This is a genomic window from Luteolibacter yonseiensis (assembly GCF_016595465.1).
GTDB classification, from domain to species: Bacteria; Verrucomicrobiota; Verrucomicrobiia; order Verrucomicrobiales; family Akkermansiaceae; genus Luteolibacter; species Luteolibacter yonseiensis.
The window spans coordinates 160,135-180,857 of sequence record NZ_JAENIK010000013.1; the positions used below are offsets into that span (position 1 = coordinate 160,135).

The 20,723-nt window shown below is 59.6% G+C and carries 19 protein-coding genes; 12 read left to right on the forward strand and 7 right to left on the reverse strand.

Annotated elements, in window-relative coordinates; all coding sequences use genetic code 11:
- Nucleotides 1-2 precede the first annotated feature (2 nt).
- The gene (locus JIN84_RS21085) at nt 3-1,769 is read right to left on the reverse strand and encodes an assimilatory sulfite reductase (NADPH) flavoprotein subunit (RefSeq protein ID WP_200353083.1); all 1,767 of its coding nucleotides are present in this window, start codon (nt 1,767-1,769) and stop codon (nt 3-5) included.
- 158 nt (nt 1,770-1,927) lie between these two features.
- On the opposite strand from JIN84_RS21085, the gene JIN84_RS21090 reads away from it, so the two are divergent.
- The 3 genes from JIN84_RS21090 to JIN84_RS21100 all read left to right on the forward strand — a co-directional run bounded on the left by JIN84_RS21090 (nt 1,928) and on the right by JIN84_RS21100 (nt 4,906).
- Nucleotides 1,928-3,910, forward strand: coding sequence for a sialate O-acetylesterase (locus JIN84_RS21090; RefSeq protein ID WP_200353084.1), 1,983 nt, complete (start codon nt 1,928-1,930; stop codon nt 3,908-3,910).
- A gap of 94 nt (nt 3,911-4,004) precedes the next feature.
- Nucleotides 4,005-4,451, forward strand: coding sequence for a hypothetical protein (locus tag JIN84_RS21095; protein WP_200353085.1), 447 nt, complete (start codon nt 4,005-4,007; stop codon nt 4,449-4,451).
- Nucleotides 4,448-4,906 (forward strand): hypothetical protein, encoded by a 459-nt coding sequence (locus JIN84_RS21100; protein WP_200353086.1) that lies wholly within the window; start codon nt 4,448-4,450, stop codon nt 4,904-4,906. The genes JIN84_RS21095 and JIN84_RS21100 overlap by 4 nt, the downstream gene beginning before the upstream one ends.
- A 37-nt stretch (nt 4,907-4,943) precedes the next feature.
- Here the strand turns inward: JIN84_RS21100 and JIN84_RS21105 are convergent, their stop codons facing one another.
- From JIN84_RS21105 to JIN84_RS21115, 3 genes are read right to left on the reverse strand one after another with little or no spacing between them, the layout of a single operon-like run.
- Nucleotides 4,944-5,708 carry a S1 family peptidase gene (locus JIN84_RS21105; protein ID WP_200353087.1) on the reverse strand — a complete coding sequence of 255 codons (765 nt, stop codon included), beginning with the start codon at nt 5,706-5,708 and terminating at the stop codon, nt 4,944-4,946.
- A 46-nt stretch (nt 5,709-5,754) separates the two neighbouring features.
- On the reverse strand, nt 5,755-6,258 hold the full coding sequence (locus JIN84_RS21110; protein ID WP_200353088.1) for a hypothetical protein: 504 nt from the start codon (nt 6,256-6,258) through the stop codon (nt 5,755-5,757).
- Between the two features lie 18 nt (nt 6,259-6,276).
- Entirely contained in the window at nt 6,277-8,292 is a 2,016-nt protein-coding gene (locus JIN84_RS21115) for a PDZ domain-containing protein (protein WP_200353089.1), read from the reverse strand.
- A 218-nt stretch (nt 8,293-8,510) separates the two neighbouring features.
- On the opposite strand from JIN84_RS21115, the gene JIN84_RS21120 reads away from it, so the two are divergent.
- From JIN84_RS21120 to xerA, 3 genes are all read left to right on the forward strand, one after another.
- Nucleotides 8,511-9,836, forward strand: a complete 1,326-nt coding sequence (locus JIN84_RS21120; protein WP_200353090.1) for a hypothetical protein — start codon at nt 8,511-8,513, stop codon at nt 9,834-9,836.
- Nucleotides 9,837-9,841: 5 nt separating this feature from the next.
- Entirely contained in the window at nt 9,842-10,771 is a 930-nt protein-coding gene (locus tag JIN84_RS21125) for a hypothetical protein (RefSeq protein WP_200353091.1), read from the forward strand.
- Between the two features lie 85 nt (nt 10,772-10,856).
- Complete coding sequence (gene xerA, locus JIN84_RS21130; protein WP_200353092.1) at nt 10,857-11,741, forward strand: site-specific tyrosine recombinase/integron integrase; 885 nt, start codon at nt 10,857-10,859, stop codon at nt 11,739-11,741.
- Nucleotides 11,742-11,765: 24 nt separating this feature from the next.
- On the opposite strand, the gene JIN84_RS21135 is transcribed toward xerA, so the two are convergent.
- Both JIN84_RS21135 and JIN84_RS21140 read right to left on the reverse strand, forming a co-directional pair.
- Nucleotides 11,766-12,542, reverse strand: a complete 777-nt coding sequence (locus JIN84_RS21135) for a hypothetical protein (RefSeq protein WP_200353093.1) — start codon at nt 12,540-12,542, stop codon at nt 11,766-11,768.
- A 36-nt stretch (nt 12,543-12,578) separates the two neighbouring features.
- Nucleotides 12,579-12,962: a YkvA family protein gene (locus JIN84_RS21140; protein ID WP_200353094.1), complete on the reverse strand. Its 384-nt coding sequence runs from the start codon at nt 12,960-12,962 to the stop codon at nt 12,579-12,581.
- A 120-nt stretch (nt 12,963-13,082) separates the two neighbouring features.
- On the opposite strand from JIN84_RS21140, the gene JIN84_RS21145 reads away from it, so the two are divergent.
- Nucleotides 13,083-13,967, forward strand: a complete 885-nt coding sequence (locus JIN84_RS21145; protein ID WP_325099626.1) for a uracil-DNA glycosylase — start codon at nt 13,083-13,085, stop codon at nt 13,965-13,967.
- Nucleotides 13,968-14,111: 144 nt separating this feature from the next.
- Here the strand turns inward: JIN84_RS21145 and gpmI are convergent, their stop codons facing one another.
- Entirely contained in the window at nt 14,112-15,797 is a 1,686-nt protein-coding gene (gene gpmI, locus JIN84_RS21150) for a 2,3-bisphosphoglycerate-independent phosphoglycerate mutase (RefSeq protein WP_200353095.1), read from the reverse strand.
- Between the two features lie 700 nt (nt 15,798-16,497).
- On the opposite strand from gpmI, the gene JIN84_RS21155 reads away from it, so the two are divergent.
- From JIN84_RS21155 to JIN84_RS21175, 5 genes are all read left to right on the forward strand, one after another.
- A complete protein-coding gene (locus JIN84_RS21155) occupies nt 16,498-18,132 on the forward strand; it encodes a fumarate hydratase (RefSeq protein WP_200353096.1) in 1,635 nt (544 codons plus the stop codon).
- Between the two features lie 17 nt (nt 18,133-18,149).
- A complete protein-coding gene (locus JIN84_RS21160) occupies nt 18,150-18,293 on the forward strand; it encodes a hypothetical protein (protein ID WP_200353097.1) in 144 nt (47 codons plus the stop codon).
- Between the two features lie 127 nt (nt 18,294-18,420).
- On the forward strand, nt 18,421-18,618 hold the full coding sequence (locus JIN84_RS21165; protein WP_200353431.1) for a Sec-independent protein translocase subunit TatA/TatB: 198 nt from the start codon (nt 18,421-18,423) through the stop codon (nt 18,616-18,618).
- Between the two features lie 30 nt (nt 18,619-18,648).
- Entirely contained in the window at nt 18,649-19,719 is a 1,071-nt protein-coding gene (locus JIN84_RS21170) for an endonuclease/exonuclease/phosphatase family protein (RefSeq protein WP_200353098.1), read from the forward strand.
- 45 nt (nt 19,720-19,764) lie between these two features.
- The gene (locus JIN84_RS21175) at nt 19,765-20,643 is read left to right on the forward strand and encodes a metal ABC transporter substrate-binding protein (RefSeq protein ID WP_200353099.1); all 879 of its coding nucleotides are present in this window, start codon (nt 19,765-19,767) and stop codon (nt 20,641-20,643) included.
- The last annotated feature ends 80 nt before the right edge of the window (nt 20,644-20,723 follow it).

A 20,723-nucleotide genomic window follows, 5' to 3' on the forward strand; every position in this document is an offset into this window, starting at 1 on the left:
ATTCAATAAACGTCGCGTTGATAGCGTTTGGTTTTCTTGAGGTTTTCCACATAGGCCTCCGCCGCTTCGCGGGAGATGCCTGCCTGGAATTCCACAACAGAGATGAGCGCCTCGTGCACGTCGTGCGCCATGCGGTTCGCATCGCCACAGACATAGAAATGGGCGCCTTGTTCGAGCCACTCATAGAGCTCGGCGGCTTGCTGGACCATCCGGTCCTGCACATAGACTTTCTCCGGCTGGTCGCGGGAGAAGGCGACGTCGAGGCGTGTGAGCACCCCGTCCTTGAGATATTCCTGCCATTCCAACTGGTAGAGGAAATCGTAGGTATAATGCTGGTCTCCGAAGAACAACCAGTTTTTCCCGCTGCTGCCGAGGGCCGCGCGATGCTCGATGAACGAACGGAACGGCGCGACGCCGGTGCCTGGTCCGACCATGATGACCGGTGTGGAACCATCGGCGGGAAGGCGGAAATTCTTGTTCGGCTGGATGAACATCGGGACCGTGTCGCCGGACTTCACCAGATCCGCCAGGTAGGTGGAACAGACGCCCTTGCGCGAGCGGCCGTTCGAATCATAGCGGACGGCGGCGACGGTGAGGTGCACCTCGTTCTCATGAGCGAGCGGGCTGGAGGCGATGGAGTAAAGACGCGGCGGCAGCTTGCGGAAGATGCCCGTGAGGGCGGCGGCGGAGAGACCGTGTGGAGCGAAGTCCACGAGGGCGTCCACGATCTCGCGGCCGTAGTTGTATTCCTTGAGTTGCTCCTTCGAATCCTCGGCAAGCAACGCGCGCAACGTGGCGGAGTCCGCGGCTTCGGCGAGTTTGGTGAGAACGGCGCGGGACAGGGCGGTAATGTCGAAGTCCTCGCGAAGAGCGTCGGCAAGAAGCTTCGTGCCAACATTTTTCACCTCGATCTCTTCGTTTCCGGTGAGCTTGGCGGCTTGGAGAACCCCCCGCACCACATCCGGCGCATTGACCGGGACAACCGCAAGCGCGTCGCCCGGCTCATACGAAAGCCCGGAGCCGGCAAGAGAAAACTCGATATGGATGGTTTCCTTCGACGATCCCTCGCCATTGAGCACGAGATTTTCGATCGTCTCGGCGGGGAATGGATTCTTCTTCCCATACTCGACCGCCGGGGCGGCAACGGCAGCGACGAATGAAACGGGCTCGGCAGCGGCGGGTGCGAGCGAGGAGAGAGAACCCTCCAGCCACGTGGCGAAGCTGTCCTCATAATCCACATCGCAATCCTGGCGGGCGAAAACGCGCGCCGCGCCAAGCGCTTCAAGGCGGGCATCCACATCCTTGCCGATCTGGCAGAATTTTTCGTATGCCGTATCGCCGAGCGCGCACACCGAGAACTTCACGTTCGCGAGCTTGAGGTCGGCGCTCATGAATTCCTTGTAGAAACCAACCGCGGTTTCCGGAGGCTCGCCGTCCCCCCAGGTGGAGACGATGACGAAGAGATTCGGCGACTTCGCGAGATCGGCCGGAGAGACTTCCGACATGTTTTTCATCACCGCCTGGAAGCCGCGCTTCTTGGCAGCCTTGACCGCACGGTCCGCAAGAACCTCGGAATTTCCAGATTCGGTTCCGTAGAGCACGGTCAATTTCCCACCTGCCACCGGAGCAGCGGATGACACCGGAGCGGAGCTTCCGGATGCGGCAAGGAAGCCACTCAGCCAGCCGCGTTGGACAGGATCAAGACCAGAAAGGAGCGAGTCCAACGCTTGGCGTTGGCTTGAAGTAAACGGGGCGTGCTCAGGCAGCATATTCCTTAGTTAATTACCTTATATTATGAGGTTTCACCCGAAAAGTGGATGCAAACCCCCCGATAAGCAATCATTATTTCCACATCCGTCCGGATTATGACAACCATTTCACCAAATGATTCGCTAGACGGCGGCGGGCGATTGCGTAGGAGTGGACCATGTTCACATCCAAGACCCAATGGTTGGTGGTACTGCTTGTCGCGCAGTCGGCGACGGCGGAAATCACCCTTGCCCCCCTGTTTCAAGACGGCGGCGTGCTCCAGCGCGACAAACCCGTGCCCGTGTGGGGTCGCGCCAGCGCTGGCAAATCCGTGAGTGTCACCTTCGGCGGACAAACCAAAACCACCACCGCCGATGCGGGAGGACGTTGGCAGGTATCGCTCGATCCCATGACAGCGAACGCGGAAAGCCGGACGATGGGAGTGACGGAACAAGGGCTCCCGCCCGTGGAGGTGAAAGACCTGCTCGTCGGCGAGGTCTGGCTCGGCAGCGGGCAGTCCAACATGGAATTCATCATCAAGCGCACGCGGAAGGAAGATCAGGACGAAGCGGCAAGCGGCCCAGTGCCCGGAATGCGGATTTTCAGCGTGCCGAAGGTGGTCAACAGCGTGCGCCAGGAGACCGTGAAAGCCAAATGGGAGCCGGCCACTCCGGAAAACGCGGCGGATTTCTCAGCCGTCGCCTACCTGTTCGGTAAAAAACTCGCCGAGGAACTGAAGGTGCCCATCGGCATGATCCACAGCTCGTGGGGTGGCTCCCGCATCGAGCCATGGTGGGCGGAAGAAGGTCTGGAAGGCATTCCGGAACTGGAAAAAACGAGAAACGAGCGACTCGCCCGCAGCCCCGGCTTCCCCGAGTATGACAAGCCCTACCGCAACTACATCACGGCGGTCCGCAGTTGGGCGGATGAAGCGGCCAAGGCGCTGGACAACTCCCTCCCCGCCCCCGAGATGCCGAAAGCCCCCGAACTCCTCAAGCTCGGCTCGGGTTCGGAAGTGGGAACCTACCAGGCGATGATCCATCCGCTCGTCCCCTACGCGCTGCGGGGTTTCCTCTGGTACCAGGGCGAATCGAACAACGGGGAAGGCATGGCCTACACCGCGAAAATGCAGGCGCTCATCGCCGGCTGGCGCAAGCAGTTCAAGGCGGCGGACGCACCGTTCCTTTTCGTCCAGCTCGCGCCCTTCAATTATGATGGCAACCGTGCGAACGGTCTCCCCGAAATCTGGTGGGCGCAGCAGGAGGTGTTGAAAATCCCCCACACCGGCATGGCCGTCACCAATGACATCGGCAATATCCGCGACATCCACCCGACGAACAAGGGTGACATCGCCCGCCGCCTCGCGCTGTGGGCGCTCGCCGATACCTACGGGAAGAAGGACATTGTGAAATCCGGCCCGCTGTTTTCCCAGTACAAGGCCGTCGATGGCGGCATCGCCATCGCCTTCGACCATACCGGAGGCGGTCTCGCGACGCGCGATGGCAAGTCCCCCACCCTGTTTGAGATCGCCGGCATCGATGGCGACTACAAGCCTGCGGATGCTAAAATCTCCGCTGACGGGAAAACCATCCTGCTGACCAGCTCCGCCGTCGCGAAGCCTGATCGGGCCCGCTTCGCCTGGTCACAGTCCGCCGAGCCGAATCTCATCAACAAGGAAGGCCTTCCCGCCGGAGCATTCAACACGCATTGGCCGAACGATCCCACCCTGGGCCACAAGGTTTCCGTCGGCAAACCGCATCAATCCAGCCACCCGAACACCCACAACTGGGACTCCGGCCTGACAGACGGCACCTGGGGCAATGAATCCTCCACCTGCTACGCCACCAGCGAATCGCCGGATTTCCCAAAGACCGTCACGGTCGATCTGGGCTCCGTCCAACCAATCCACGTGATCAACTATGGCACGCCGGATGTCGGAGCTACGAAAACAGTCGCGGTTTCGGTCAGCGAGGATGGCAAGAATTTTACCGAAGTCGGTCGCAACGAATTCCCCCGGAAGAAGGCAAGAACCGCGCAGGCGCGGTTCGCCGCCAAACAAGTCCGCTACGTCCGCGCGACCTTCATCGACAGCCATCCGAAGCAGGACCAGTACAGCGAGACCTTCGGATTCCTCTCCGAGCTGGAAGCATACACTCCGTGACAGACCGCACACGGCCGGCGCCGCGCCCCATCGCAAAATGGTGGCGCGGTGACTTGCTCCTTGGCATTTCGAAACCTGCGGGATTGCATTCCGCATGAAACACGCCCTCGTGCTGCTCTGCGCGGCGCTTCTTCCCTCGTGCATCCACACCTCCGTCGCACCTGTTGCCAATCCGGAAGGCGTGCCGGTTGTGATCCGCATCCCGGGTGTCCGTCCGGGCCAGAAACCGGCCAAGGAGCACATCGCCGCCATGGAAAAGAAGATCGAAGAAGGCATCGTCGGCAAATCCGCTCCGGCGAAACCCGATCCCGCCGTTCTCGCGATGGGTACCATCGGACGGTTCGGCGAGGTCCGGACAAAGCGAGGGGAAAAATTCGCCGCTTACGCCCCGATGGTCGTCATCCGCTCCACCTACCCCGAAGAGATGGTGGACCGCGCGGCCGGACTGACGGCGGCCGCCTATTACCGGAGTGCGAAGAAACACTTCCAGGTTACCCCCGTCACCGAACTCGCCTCCCCACCACCAAAGAATAAACCATGATTTCACGGGTCCTCCGCTGGCTCGCGCTTGTCGCGCTGTCCACCCTCCTCGCCGCCTGTTCGCTTCCGACTGGCACAAAATCTCCCGGTGAACTCGGACGCCTGTTCACCTCGACGGTTCCCGGCACCTGGTCCTGCCAGGTCAAGCGTGACGGCATCGACAGCCGCATGATCAAGCAGTTCAACCCGGACGGTTCCGCACGGGGCGTGCTTCTCATCAAAAAGAAAACCAATGGCGTCAGTTTCGTGTTGCCGGAAATCCCCTTCACCAGCCGCTGGCGGGTCGTCGGGGATGTGGTGGAAACCTATGATATCAAAACCCGCGCCTCCGGACCCTACAAAGCCAGCGATGTGATCCGCGACACGCTCCTCTCCGTTTCAACGGACCGCATCGTATCGCGTTCCGTCGATACGGGAAGGATCGAGATCCTCACGCGGCTGAAGTCGGAGCGCTAGACCGGTCGTGGCCTTGCCGCCGCGCTCCGAAGTCGCCTCACTTCGCCTGCGCGGCGGACTCCAGGAGATCCGCGGCGGGCAGCACGACGTTCGAGGGAGCGGGGCCTTGCTCGCTGTCGCTCTTGGGGGTGAACCGGTTGATACCGATGCCGAGGAATTTCCCATCCTTGTTGAATACGGGCATGCCCAGCACCTGTGTGGCGATCTTTCCAAAAGTGCGTGGCTTGCTGATCAGCGAGATGACCTCGTTCGTCATCACCACCGGTTCGCGGTTGAGATCCTTGCCCAATCTTCCGAGGATGATGACGTCGTCCAGCACCGCCATCGGCGCGCTGTTCGCGGTATCGACAGGAGTGAGCTTCACCTCCTCGGGCTTCTCCGGACGGATGAACGCGAGGTCGAGGTCGGTATCCTTGAACGAGACCTTGGCAGCCGTTTCCGAACCATCGGGCATCAGGATCTTCACTTCTTTCGTCGTGCCCTTGGCGGAGAGCTTCATCGGCCCCTGGGGACCATTCACCATGCGGCCATCGATGGTCGAGGCGACGTCCAGCGTGGAGAGCGGCACCACCATGAGGCCGTCCTTTCCAATGACCGTGCCAAGCATCTCCAGCTTTCTTTCTTCCTTTTTCGCAGGATTGTCCCCTGCCGTCACCTCGATCTCCACCACCGCGCTGAGGAACAGCACGGAGTCCTTATTGGAAGCGGAGAGCGCGAGCGCCTTTTCCTTGAGGGGACCATCGGCCGCGATGGCGAGAGGCGAGGCAAGAAGCGCGGCGAAAAGCGGGAGGATTGGTTTCATGAAGTGATGCGGTTTGATAAGATTTTAAGTTATTTTTTTGGGAGAATCAGCGATCAACCGGAGCCGGGTATTTTTCGAGGAGGGTGGCAAACCTGGTATTTTTTTCGATTCGACGGAATATCACAATTTGATCGGAACCCTCATATCCTGCGAAGAATCGATGCGTCTTGGTCACTCCGGCCGCCCGGTTCACAATCGCACTTGGAATGGCAATGGCTTCCGAAGTTCCCAAGGTGAGCGCGTTGGCCATCGCGGCCGAGTTGCCGAATTCCTTATCCTTCATCAAGCCCTTGTATTCGTAGATTTCGTAGGACCGGATCCCTCCGGTCCTACGCTTGCTGCCGTCGGGGGTGGTCCATCTCAAATCGTTTTGAACAGGAGAGTCTTTGGCGAGCTTGCGGGAGATGACGGGCTGACCGTAGGTGGAAACGGCCTCGGACCGCGTGCGGGGAATGGTTTCGCTCTTCCCTGTCTGGGTCATCCAGGCGGCCACGCAACTATTGAGCGAAAACAATGCCGCTCCGAGAAGCGCGGTTGGAACGATTTTCATATTTAGCAGGAATGATGCTCACCAGCCCGGTTCCAGCTCGATGTAACGGGTGGTGATTCCCCGCCGGACGAAAAGCACTATGGGACTTCTGCTGTTTTTCTCCAGATCCGCAAGGATTGGTTTCAGGGTTTCGATGGAATCCACCGGCTTGCCATCCGCGGAGATCAGGATGTCCCCCGGAGCAAGCCCTCCCAGAGCGGCCCAGCCTGCGGGAGCGACATTGGTAATGAGCACGCCCTTGAAATCCTCCGGCAGTTTCTCGCTCACGCGGTCCGCCTGGCCGAGGTCGCGGGAGGTGAACTCCAGAGTCTCGCATTCATGGGAATCCAGTTCGGAGGTTCCTTCCGGGCTGGCGTCGAGCGGCACCTTGATGACGAGATCCTCCGCACCACGGCGGATGTTGAGCGCGGCCTCCGTGCCGATCTTGTATTGGCGGATGAGGGCGGGAAAGACATCGGATTCCTCGGGGCGTGACGTCGGGATCACCTGACCATCGAGCTTCAAGAGGAGATCTCCTGTCTTCAATCCCGCCTTCTCGGCGCTGGTGCCGGGATGGACCTGCGTCACCCGCACGCCCTTCGCTCCGGGAATGCCGAGTGCTCCCGCGAGGTCCGAGGAAATCACCTGGGTGTCGATGCCGATCCATGCCTTTTTCACCAGGCCGGGTTTGTCAGCATCCGGTTCGGGTCCGATTTTCACAACGGTGAGGTAACTCCGGCCGTCCCGCTCATAGGAAACCAGAACAGGCACCGGCTCGGTTTTGCCTTCGGTGATTTCATTGCTGACCTTCATGAGTTCCGCCAGATTCGGCGTCGGTTTGTCCGACACCGCCACAATGAGGTCGCCAGGAACGAGCGCGGGCTTCGAAGCCGCTGCGGCACCTCCGGGCCGGATGCTCTGTACGAGCACCGCCTTGTTGTCGTCGCGGAGGAGCTCCTTCGCATTCAACTCCGTCAGGTCCCGTGCGGTGACGCCCCACGAAAGCAGTTCCTTTTCCCGCGGTTCGGCAGGCTCGCGAACGTTGCTGACGGCCTTCCATGTCATCGGCTGACCGTCGCGCACTCCCTCGAAGGTTACTTCCGAGCCGATGGCCGCTTCCAACAAGATCCGGTTGAACACCGGGACATCCTCCGGCGCACGGGACGCCGCGATGTCCGTGCCATTGCAGCGGGTGATGATGTCACCCGCCTTCAGCCCCGCTTTTTCAGCAGGTGATCCGCTGATGGTTCCACCCACGAGGATCCCGGCCTTCGCGTCCGTCGACTTGAGCAACGGCTGTGCGTTCAAGCCCACCCAGCTCCGCTTCACCTGGCCGGTCGCGATCAGCTCATCCGCCACTTTCCGCGCGAGATTCGAGGGAATCGCCCCGCCCAGACTGCCGATGCCGATTTCGTTCACTCCGATGATCTCGCCCTGGAGATTGACCAGCGGACCACCGGAATTCCCCGGAAAAATCACCGCGTCATGGCCGATCCAGCGCACCAGTTCACCCACCGATTCACCGTCCAACCGCATCGCTCCGCCGGGTGCGATCATTTCGGTGTTCGCGACGATGCCCTGCGTGACGGATTGCGAAACACCCGCCGGACTGCCCATCGCCAGCACCGCATCGCCCACCTCAAGCGTCGAACTGTCACCGAATTTCGCGACCGGCAGCGGCGCCTCCGGATCGCGGAGGTTTTTCCGATCAATCTTCAAAACCGCGAGGTCCGACAGCGGATCCGTACCCACCAATGTGGCCCGCAGTTCCTGGCGGTCCGCCAACCGCACCGTGATGCGTGTCGCGCGGCCCGCCACGTGGTGGTTGGTCAGAATGTAGCCATCGGGAGAAATGATCGTGCCGGAACCGCTCGCACGCCCCTTCTGCATGCGGCCCGCGCCGCCCTCCTCCGCCACCACATGGATGCGGACCAGCGCCGGATAGACCGCCCGCACCGCCGCCTCCACCTGTGGATCCGCCTTTGCGAAGGCCGTACTCTGGATGCATGGAACCGCCACGGAGATGGCGAGGGCGAACTTGGGGATGGAAAGCATGGCTGAAGTAAAAGAACCTGCGGAGGGTTGTTCTACAACATCGAAACCAATTTCCCCGATTGTCTGGAATTCACGCGGTTCCGGGCAGGCGGGAGGATTTCCCCACTCTCGTCCGCCATGCAATTCTCCCCGTGACGCGGGAGTCCGTATCGCGCTGGGGACAAAGCAATCCTTGGCAAGCATCCCCAAATGACTAGCTTGCGGGCGAGCCCCCCTTCATGGACTTCCACCGACTCCCTGCTCCCGTCCCCCGCCCCTCGTTCCGGCGTGTCGCACGCCGCTGCCTGGTTTTCATCACCAGCCTGCTGATGACAGGCGCGTCCCTCGCGCAGGAAGCGGTATTCACCACCCCGCGTGGAATTTACACTGTCAAGGTGGCTGGAACGTCCGAGCCTTCCATCCCGGCCCGTACCTACTTGGGAATCCAACTGTTACCGGAAACACGTTTCAGGGGGGTGGCCATGCATGTCGCTGGCGATCGTCTTTCCTTCCATAGCTTCCCATCGGGAAACCTGGAAAATCCATCTGCGGACAGGAAATACTACCTGCATGTTCTCAGCGGTGCGGGCAGGGGGTATATCGCCAATATCCGGGAATTCCTCCCTTCCGCAATCGTCTGCACCGAAGACGTCACCCCCTGGATCAGGCCGGGGGATCTCGTCACGATGAGATCCCATCCGCAACTGTCGGATTTATTGGGAACGGGAAACCGCTTTGGTTTGGGAGCCGGTATCGATGCCGGCACCGCTGACAATGTGGTGATCTGGGATCCTGAACTCCAAAAGGAACGCGTTTACTTTTTCCACTCGATCCGCAACCGCTGGGAGGAAAAGGACATTGAAGCCAACGCAAGCAACGCTGTTTTCAATTTTCCCTACGGTTTCTACATCGTCAGACGCTCTCCCGGAACAATCCGTATCGCCCTCGCTGGCGAGATGAGCCCGGATGCGATCCTGCTTCCGGTCCGTTCCGGGGCGAACGTGTTCTCCCTGCCGCTGAATCTCTCGGCATCGCTTGATCGATTGTTCCCTTCGAATGGTCCGTATCCGGTCATCGGCGGTCCGAATGCCAAGAGCTCCGATCTCCTCATTTTCGAAGAACCGACCACCGGAATCCATCGCGGCCCGTTTTATCGGCTCTCACAGCCCGATTTTTCCGGCTGGCGGGAAGTAGGGGTCGATGACAGCACCGCATCAATCCAACCTCTGGATTTCCTGTCCACCCTCATCTTGAGGCGTGAGGGGGATTCCGGACATGTTTTGGTCGAAGGAAGTGTGGCACCTCCGGCGGTTCCCATACCGGTCCTTCCTGCCGAGCCCGAACCCGATGAGATCCCTCTCACTGCGGAGCTGCCCACGGTCGGACTGAATATTCCGCCCGGACTTCCGGGCGACATCAACATGGCGATCGAAACCAGCACGGACCTGAGTTCATGGACGACATTCGGCTCGGCCCCACCCGTCGATGGAGTGGTGAAATTCACACTCCCCGCGGGCCAGACCCGCTTCTTTTACCGCCTGAAGCTCACGCTTTCAGCATACTGACACCCATGTCCCGGACAATTCAAACCGTTCTCCTCACAGGGTTGCTTTCATCCCGGCTATGGGCCGGAACCGTGGTGATCACCTCTGTGGCCGATCCCGGCCACCCGCAGGCACCGCTCACATCGCTGGCGGGCCTTCCTCTCGTTTCGAGCACCCAAGTCCATGTGGGTGCGTTTCCCGGGATGAGCGATGACCAGATCCTCGATCTCGCTTCGCATGGAGGTCTTTCCGGAATCACCACATCCTTCACTCCTTTCGGCGGGCAGTGCGCGATCGGCCAAGGTGTGGACGGAGCGCCGGGAGGGTTCGAAATCGCCGTGAAATCCCCGGTGACCTCCACCTCCCCCTGTGCGGGCCAGACCGTGTCCCTTCTGATCCGGACCGCGGGCGGTGAGTTTCTTGTCGCACGTTTCCCCGGCAAGGTATTCGAACCTGAATCCCCCACCGGTTTGGAACCACTGCTCTCGCTGCATCTTGCCGATGCCAAGCTGCTGGTGGGAAACCGTCTTGATGTGTCGAAATTCACCACTTCCACCGCTCCCCCGGTGGGCAGCTTCGGCACCTGGCTGTCCGGATTCCCGACCATTACCGATCCACTGATGAAGTTGCCCGGTGCGGATCCGGATTCCGACGGTCGGTCGAATTTCCTCGAATATGCGACGGGCGGAAATCCCACCACCCCGGACGATCCCGCCGCAGGCGCGATCCGGGCGAAGGGAACGGAAGGAGTCTTGTGGGTTACCTTCCAACGTCTTTCCGGTTTGGGGACGGTCCGGTATTCTTTGGAATCCTCCCAAGATCTGGCCCCGCCTTGGTCGGAATTCGTCGAAAACCTCGAAGCGGATCCGGAATTCCCCAATACATTGCGCGCGGTCCTCACCCCTCCCCTGACCTCCAACCGCTATTTCCGCCTGAAAGTGGAGGGGGAGCCGTAAACCGGCATCTGGTCTCCCCTTCAACGTCTGAGATCAAGTCCCGGACTTTACTTATTATCGAATCGGGCGAGGGTCAGGAATCGAAATGGAATCCCACACCGACCGGTTCATCCGCTATCTCGCCACGGAGCGCGGGCTTTCCGATGCTTATCAGTCCTCTGTCAGGCAGACGCTGGATGCTCTGGCGAAATGGGTGAAATCCCGCCGCATGGAGCTGCGGGACATCGGCACCGACGAGCTGGCGGCGTTTCTCGTGCAACGGAAAGCGGAAGGGCTGAACGCGGCGTCCCTGCGGATCACGACCGTGCACCTGAAAGTGTTTTTCCGCTGGCTGGCGCGGAAGGGAACGCTGGAAATGAACCCGGCCGAGCCACTGCTCGCACCGCGCCCGGACATGACCCTGCCGGAAACCCTGCATGCTTCGGAGGTTGGGAAATTGCTGGACTCGATCGACCCCTCACAGCCGTTGGGACGGCGGGATCTGGCGATTCTGGAATTGTTCTACTCATCCGGGCTGCGGCTTTCCGAGCTGTGCAAGGTCCGGTTGGAGATGATGGATTTCGAGGAAGGATTCATGCGCATCACCGGCAAAGGCAACAAGACCCGGGTGGTGAGGGTCGGTAAAAAAGCACTGGCGGCCATGGAGAATTACCTAACCAACGAGCGACCCGGCCTGGTGACCAAGAAAACCTCGTCCCACGTTTTTCTGAGTGTCCGCGGCGGAGCTTTGTCACCGGACCGGGTGAGACAGATCGTGAAGGAGCGTGCGAGGTTCGCCGGCATTGAACAAAACATCTACCCGCATCTGCTGCGGCATTCGTTCGCGACACACTTGCTGGAGGGCGGTGCGGACCTGCGGGTGATCCAGGAGCTGTTGGGCCATGCGGACATTTCCACCACCCAGATCTACACACACGTGGACCGGCAGCGGCTCAAGGCGGTGCACAAGCAATTCCACCCCCGGGGCTGACGAACGGCCCGGGATTCCACCGGATCAGAAATAGGGTTTTATCTCCAATGGCTTCTGCTCCGGTTCCTTGGCTTTTTCCGGAGCGGGCGTTGGCGGGGACGCGGGAGCTGGCGGCGGCGTTGCTGGTACGGGCGGAGGCGTGGGTGGCGTCGCTGGTGCGGGCGGCACGGACTGGGTCTGGGTCGTGGTGGCAGCGGCGGGATCCGGGTTCGACGTGTCGGGCACCACTGTGGCGGTCGGAACGTTTGGCAGGATCTGGAATCCATCCACGCGGATCGCTTGGAAAAGCCGGTTGTAATTGTGCCTGAGCACGGCCGGAAACGAAACGCGGCCAGCCTCGACGATATTTTCACGGAGCAGCTTGGCGGTGAGGTTCGCGACGAGATCGGTACCGATCTGCACCGCACCTTCGGGACTGAGAATGGCTTTTCCCGCTTCGTTGCCGCCAAGGATGACATCGCTCTTGATCGACTGCCCCTGGATGGCGAGGGTGGATTGCGCGGAGGAGATGGCCCCCTTGGAATTCACGGTCATTTCAAGGTTCGCATGGTCATTGGTCGCAAGCCAGCCGCGCACGTGATCGATGCGGACGGAAATGAAAATGCCACCATCCGGTGTGGGGCTGGTTTCCGGCTTGTAGGTCCGGTAGTCCGCACCTGAGAGAGGGTATTCCGCGGCGGTTCCCTTGCGTTTCCACCCGCCAAGACTCTTCCCGAAAGCTTCCTCATCGATGGAAACCTCGGCAAAGGCGTATGACGCACCGATGAGGAGTGTGGCGAGGAATAGGAATTTCGGTTTCATGAAGAATCGCGGAGTGATACTGAACCAGACCGGTTTTTATTCGAAAAATTCGGGTGGCGGTGGTGGATTGGGCGAACCAAGCAGGCGTCCGACCTGGGCCGAGGCCTTCGCTTTATGCTCATCCTTGATATAGGCCGCGACGGTCCCTAGCGCGGCCACGATCGCACCCCAGTCGTCGGTGAATCCCGCGCCGGGAATGATGTCCGGGATCAGGTCGGTGGGCAGGACGAGGTAGCCCAGCGCTCCCACGATGACACCTTTCGCCCATGGCGGTGTGTCGCGATCCTGCAGACAGTAAAAAAGCGTCAAGGCCGCGAGCAGCGTCTTGCGCCCGGCCGTGGCGGCGGCCCGGATGAGAGTGCGCCACAGCCGCGGGGCGGAGTACCAGCGCGGGGCGGAAAGTGGTTGCTTGGGCGACATGACGAATGCTGGGCCCGAAGATGCCCCATTTTCCAACGAGCCGCAAGCGCAAGCACGGACAGACCATCAATGGGAAGGATACGGTTGCACCGCACCAGGGAACCCGCTAGCGTCCGCCGCGTGATCCGTCCTGTCGATGTCCTGTTGGAATTTCTCGCCGCCGAGCAAGCTCGCGGAGTGACGCACGTCCATTTGGACGAAGGCGCTCGGGAAGGATTGAGGGAGGTGTTCGCCCTGGCGAAGTCCGGAGGAACACCCGCCCCCATGCCCGTCCGGGAAGAGCCTTCGGTGGCAAATGTGGAGAAACCCCGCATCGAAATTTCCCTCGAGGAGACAAAGCCCGTGGTGGTCTCCACCGAGCTTTCCATCACCGGATCGACCCGCGGGGAACAACTCGCCTCCCTGCGTCTCCAGGCGGAGAACTGGGGTCCGGCGAAAGCGTTGGGATCCCTGCGTGACACGATGGTCTTCTCCACCGGAAACCCCGAGGCACGCGTGATGCTGGTCGGCGAGGCTCCGGGCTACCAGGAGGAAAGGGAGCGCGAACCATTCGTGGGTCCGGCCGGACAGAAGTTGAACGATATCCTGAAGGCGATGGGTATCGCCCGCGAGGAGGTCTATATCTCCAACATCGTGAAATTCCGCCCCGCCACGGCGAAACAAACGACAAACAACCGCAAACCGACCCCCGAGGAAATGGAGGCCTGCATGCCGTTCGTCCGCGCGGAGATCGGCATCGTGAAACCCGAGTGCATCATCGCCCTGGGCGGCACCGCGGCGGAAGGGTTGCTCCGGCTGGAAGGTTCCGTGACGTCCATGCGTGGAAAGTGGCACGAGATTTCCGGCACGCCCCTCCGCGTGACCTATCATCCCAGCTACCTGCTCCAGAGCGGTGGCAGCACCAACGTGAAACGCCAGGTGTGGGAGGACATGCTGGCGGTGATGGAGAAGCTGGCGCTTCCCATTTCAGAAAAACAGCGGGGTTACTTCCTGCCGAAGGCCTGAGACTCAAGGCAGCTCGTAAAGACGCCGGCCCGCTTTCCCTGAAATGCGGAGAAATGAAAACCCCGGAGTGTTCTGAAACTTCTCCGGGGGTTCATCCGCACCGAAACGGAAACGTTCCGGCGCTTCAAATACGTGATCCGAGGCTCAGCGGCTCCACTTTTTCAGCGAACCCTTGCTCTTTTTCACAAGAGATTTCTTCTTCTCGAGCAGCGTCGCCGCTGGTTTGGCAACGGGTGTGGGAACGGAGGCCTGCTTCGCGGCGGATTTCACCGCTTTTCTGACGGGTTGGTCCGTTTTGCGGACGAGCAGGCTTTTTCCGGTCATCTGCTTCGGCTGGGCGAGCCCCAGCATGTCCAACAGCGTCGGGGCGACGTCCGCGAGAATCCCGTCCGCCACAGTGTATTGGTCCGCATCCTCCGCGACGTAGAAGAGGTGGACGAGGTTCGTCGTGTGAGCGGTGTTCGGCGAGCCGTCGGCATTCCGCATGAACTCGCAGTTTCCGTGGTCCGCGGTGATGAGGAGTTTGCCACCGAGGCGGAGTGTTTCCTCGGCGATCTCCTTCACATCGGCATCAATGGTCTCGCAGGCTTTCATGGCGGCCTCGACAACGCCGGTGTGACCGACCATGTCGGGGTTGGCGAAGTTGAGAATGACCATGTCATAATCCTTGAGCTTGGCGACGACGGTGTCGGTCACCTGGCGGGCGCTCATCTCCGGTTTGAAATCATAGGTCGGCACGTCTTTCGGCGACGGGATGATGACACGGTCCTCGCCTTCGTATGCGACTTCCTCGCCGCCGTTGAAGAAATAGGTGACGTGCGGGTATTTCTCGGTTTCCGCGATGCGCATCTGGGTCATGCCGGCGTTTGCGACCGTCTGGCCGAGCACCATGTCGAGCGTCTGGGCGGAGAAGATTTCCGGACAACCGTATTTTTCATCATACTGGGTCAGGGTGACGAAGTGGATCTTCGGCGTGACCTCGCGGTCGAAGCCGTCGAAGTCAGGATAGAGGAACGCCTCGGAAAGTTCGCGGGCACGGTCCGAGCGGAAATTGAAGAACAGGACGACGTCGCCGTCGCGGACGCGCTGGGTGTCGGCCTCCGTGAAAATCATCGGCGGCATGAACTCGTCGGTCTTGTCCAGGCGGTAGTAGTCGGCGATGGCTTCGCTAGCGAGCACCTCGCGCTTTTCGCCCTTGCCCAGAACGATCGCATCCCAAGCCAGCTTCACACGATCCCAACGCTTGTCGCGGTCCATGGCGAAATAGCGCCCGATCACCGTGGCGATGCGTGCGCCGGATTTCGCCGCCTCGTCCTCGACCTTCGCGACGAATCCTTCGCCGCCGGTCGGCGAGGTGTCACGGCCATCGGTGATGGCGTGGATGAAAATGTCTTCGACACCCGCTTCCTTCGCCAGCTTCACCATGGCGATGAGCTGGTCTTGATGGCTGTGCACGCCTCCGTCGGACACGAGGCCGAGAAGGTGGAGACGGCTGGATTTCGCCTTTTCAAGGGCTTCGACGAAGACGGGGTTTTTCCCGAGCGTGCCTTCGTCGATGGATTTGTTGATGCGGGTCAGATCCTGATAAACGATGCGGCCGGCTCCGAGATTGAGGTGGCCGACCTCCGAATTCCCCATCTGCCCCGGTGGCAGGCCGACATCAAGGCCGGAAGCGCTGAGGAAACCTTTCGGATATTTGGCGAACATCACCTCGTGGAAAGGCGTCTTCGCGAGCAGGGTCGCGTTTCCGTCCTTTTTTGCGGTTTCTTCTCCCCCGGGATTCACACCCCAGCCGTCGCGAATGATGAGCACTACAGGTTTCTTGGCCATGACGAACGGCGTTTACCCCCCCGCCCTCCCCGCCGCAAGCCCGGCGGAGGGAAATTTACGAAAAACTTCGGGGGACGTAATTGATCTCCACGCCGGAAAAATTACGGAAGCCCAAGGCGGTTCACCTCTCATGCGAGGATACACCCGGCCACATGATCCAAGTAGAAAGAGATCGGTTATAATAACAAAAAGCAATCATTCGATTCAATCGTTCGATTCAATCGAATGATTAGTCAACTTCTCAAACAATCGCAACACCTAATTTTTTTTGGTAAAAATTATCTAATACCTTTAATCATGAGTAATTTTTACTTTTTAATCAACTCCTAACCGGTGCCCCATTTCGAAGTCATTGAATCCATTCAAACTGAAGGATCAAACGTTAATAAAATCCAAACAAACGATTAAATCTATTGATTGAATCGACGCGCCTCAGCCGTTTCCGATAATTTTCCAATGGCAGGGAGTGAATTCCCTTGCTCCCGCAGAACTGTGGAATCGATGTCAATAACCCGTGAACAAGCTTGGTCCGGGTTATTCACAACCTGTCACCATCTTGTCCACGGACACGAATCCACCTCCTGTGAACCACCGATGACAGCCCATTCTTCCCGCTTCCCCCGGCGATTTCGCACATTGCCGTCGCCCGATGAAACGGTTTGCACCGCTCCGCCGACGCAGCTAGAAATGGGCGCACGCCATGTCCGACAAGCCCTTCTTCTATCAGGATCCCTTCCCTCTCGGCCCCGACACCACTGAGTATGAGCGGATCAGTTCGGACCACGTTTCAGTAACCGAATTCGACGGCAAGCCCATTTTGAAGATCGCCCCGGAGGCGCTCACCCTGCTGTCGGCGGAAGCCATCAAGGCCATCAATTTCACCCTCCGTCCCTCTCATCTGGCCCAGGTGTCAGCAATTCTGGAAGACCCTGAGGCATCCGAAAACGACCGCATGGTTGCCCTGATGCTTCTGAAGAATGCGGAAATCGCCTCGAATGGCATCCTCCCCTTCTGTCAGGACACCGGCACGGCGACGATCATTGGCAAAAAGGGCCAGCAGGTCTGGACAGGCTGTGACGACGCGGAATTTCTGTCGAAGGGCATCTACGACACCTACACAAAGGAGAACCTGCGCTACTCTCAAACCGCCCCGCTCACCATGTATGAGGAGGTCAACACCAAGACCAACCTGCCGGCGCAGATCGACCTGTATGCGACGGAAGGAGATTCCTACAAGTTCCTCTTCGTCAGCAAGGGCGGTGGATCGGCAAACAAGACCTTCCTCTACCAGGAAACCAAGGCGCTCCTCAATCCCAAGCGGCTCAAGGAGTTCTGCACCGAGAAAATGGCATCCCTCGGCACGGCGGCCTGCCCGCCTTATCACCTCGCATTTGTCATCGGCGGTACTTCGGCGGAAAACTGCCTCAAAACGGTGAAAATGGCCTCCACGCGTTATTACGACGCCCTGCCGACTTCGGGCAACGAACACGGCCAGGCGTTCCGCGACGTGGAACTGGAAAAGGAACTCCTCGCGATCGCCCGGCAGATCGGCATCGGTGCGCAGTTCGGAGGGAAATATCTCGCGCTCGACGTCCGCGTCATCCGTCTCCCCCGCCACGGCGCGTCATGCCCGGTGGGCATCGGCGTCTCCTGCTCGGCGGACCGCCAAGCGAAGGCGAAGATCACCAAGGACGGTCTTTTCCTGGAAAAACTGGAGAAGAATCCGGGCCGCTTCATCCCGGAGAAATTCCGCGATTGGAAGTTCAAGGGGGTGCCCATCGATCTGGATCTCGGCATGGAGGAAACGCTCAACACACTTTCCAAATACCCTGTCACCACCGCCCTTGCCCTGACAGGCACCATCATCGTGGCCCGCGACATCGCCCATGCGAAACTCAAGGAAATCCTCGATGATACCGGCGAACTGCCCGAATATTTCCGGAAATACCCTGTTTACTACGCCGGCCCGGCGAAAACCCCGGCAGGCATGCCATCCGGCTCCTTCGGTCCCACCACCGCCGGGCGGATGGACGGCTATGTGGATCTTTTCCAATCCCACGGCGGCTCGATGGTCATGCTGGCCAAGGGAAACCGCTCGAAACAAGTCACCGAAGCCTGCCACAAGCACGGCGGTTTCTACCTCGGTTCAGCAGGCGGACCAGCCGCCTTGCTCGCGCAGGATCATATCCGCTCCCAGGAAGTGGTCGATTTCCCGGAACTCGGGATGGAAGCGGTGTGGAAGATCACGGTGGAGAATTTCCCCGCATTCATCCTGGTGGACAACAAGGGGAACGACTTCTTCACCTCCCTGAACTCCTGCCCGGTGTGTCATTGACTGCTTGAAACACCCGCATGAGCAACATCGGAATACAGGAATGGATCGTGATCTCGATAACCCTGGGACTCCTGCTGATGCCCGTCGCAGTCGTTTTGGGATTCGCTCTTTTCATGACGAAACGCCGTAAGAAACACCGCACGCCTCCTCCCATTCCGTAAAAATCGCCGCCTTCGAAACAGCGTCCTCAGAAAATTCGTCGCTTATTCGAAAGTAAATGAATTGCAAGCAGGTTTTGCGACGTTACCCTACCAGCAACAACACCACAAAACTATGGGATCATTTGGAATGCAGGAGATGGTTGTGATTTTCATCATAATCTTGTTGCTCTTCGGAGCAAAAAAATTGCCCGAGCTTGCCCGCGGAGTCGGCAAGAGCATGGGTGAGTTCAAGAAGGCACGTGACGAGTTCGAGCATGAAATCACCCGCGCGGAGACCGAAACCCGCGTGAAGGAAGTTCCCGGCAAAGAACCACGCGAGTCCTGAGTCAGGATGCGTTCGCGCGTCCTTCTCAATTTGACATCGATACGAGCCCCAAGAATCCTTGGGGCTGTTTTTGCTGCGGCGGTTCTTTTCTGCACCGCTTGCGAGAAGAGCAAGACTCCGGATTGGAATACTCCTGCTGCGGAACTTCCGACTTCCTCGGAGGCAACCGGATCCCCTCCCCCGCCGCAGCCACTCGCGGCGCAGGCAGGCCTGCCGGAGAATTCCCGATCTGCGAAAACCGGACATGCGGAATCCTCCGCACCTGCGACACCAAGTAACACCGGTCTCCGTTTCGTCACCTATAACGTCCAGAACTGGCTGACCATGGACCGCTACGTGGAGCGGAAATCCATCAAGGGCGCGCCCAAACCGGAATCGGAAAAGCAGGATGTCGTCCGGATGCTGGTCCGCCACTCGCCTGACATCATCGGCCTCTGTGAGGTCGGCACCGCGGCGGATCTCGCGGATCTTCAGGAACGTCTCAAGACAGCGGGCCTGAACCTTCCCCACACCCATTTCACCGGCGGTTCGGATCCCGTGCGCCACTTGGGCCTGCTTTCCAGGTTTCCCATTCTTTCCACCGCCAAGCCGTCGGAAACCAGCTACCAGCTCGATGGGCAGACCTTCGCGATCAACCGTGGCATCCTTGATGCCACGCTCGAAGTCCGCGGCAAATCCTACCGTTTTCTCGGCGTGCATTTGAAATCCAAACGCGATGTCGAACAAGGCGACCAGGAAGCCATGCGCCTCCACGAATCCCGCCTGCTGCGCCGCCATGTGGACTCCATCCTCAAGGAAAATCCAAACGCCCGCCTCGTCGTTTACGGCGATTTCAACGACACCCGCGCCAGTCCGAGTCTCAAGACCATCACGGGGAACTACAGCGACCCCACCTATCTTACCGCCATCCCCGCGAAGGACTCCCGCCAGATGGCATGGACCCACTACTGGGAATTCCAGGACATTTATTCCCGCATCGACTACATCATGGTCACCCGCGCGTTGAAAAAAGACGTGGATTTTCCCGCGGCGAAAATCATCGACGACGAGGAATGGAACAAGGCATCCGACCATCGGCCGGTCCTGGCAATATTCAAGTAAACGCAATTTACTTGCGAATCGCGAAATACGCGGCAGGTTCCGGCCATGTTTCGTGTTTTTTTCGCCACAATCCTGCTCGGCCTGTTTCCATTGCAGGCGGGAGAACTGAAGGTCGCGGTGCTGCATCCCCTGCTGGGAGACATCGCCAGACAAGTGGGCGGCGGGTCGGTGGAGGTGGTGGATCTGATCGGTCCGAACGGCGATCCCCATCACTTCGAGCCCAAACCGGACGATCTGAAAAAAGCAGAAGGCGCCACGATTTATCTGGTCGCGGGCATGGGATTGGAAGGCTACCTGCCCAAGTTGAAGGCCATCATCGCGAACAAGGCGGTGCTCGTGGAGGTGGGCTCGACCTTGCCGGCGTTGGAGGGAGCTTGCGACCACGAAGGGCATGATCACGACCACGAACACGAAACCGACCCCCACTGGTGGCACTCGATCGATCTGTTCCGCCGGGCGACGGGAATCGTGAGCGGGTCGCTTGCCGATGCTGCACCGGAGCATGCGGAAGAGTTCAGGAAGAATGCCGAAGCTTACCGGAAAAAACTCGATGAGCTGGAGCGCTGGACGAGACGCGAGATTTCAAAAATCCCCAGAGACAGCCGGCATCTGGCGACAGCGCACGCGGCGTTCAATTATTTTTGCAAGGACTTCGGCTTCACCGCCCACCCGGTGCAGGGCCTTAGTAGGGAACAAATGCCGGATCCCAAGGAACTGGCGGCGCTGGTCACGACTCTCAAGAAGGAAAAGGTTTTGGCGATTTTCCCGGAGAAAGAGTCGAATCCCAAGATCCTGCAAACGTTGACGAACGATACCGGCATCCGGCTGGGAGAGCCGCTCATCGCGGACGGTACCGGCGTCAAAAGCTACGACGAAATGGTGCGCCATAATGTGACCGCCATCGTGAAAGGCTTGGGCAGGTAAGCATTGGAGCGCGGCAGTCCATTCCGCGCGAATCGAGGTCCTATGGGTCCTATGGGCTACCGAGACTCACGCAAAGCCTT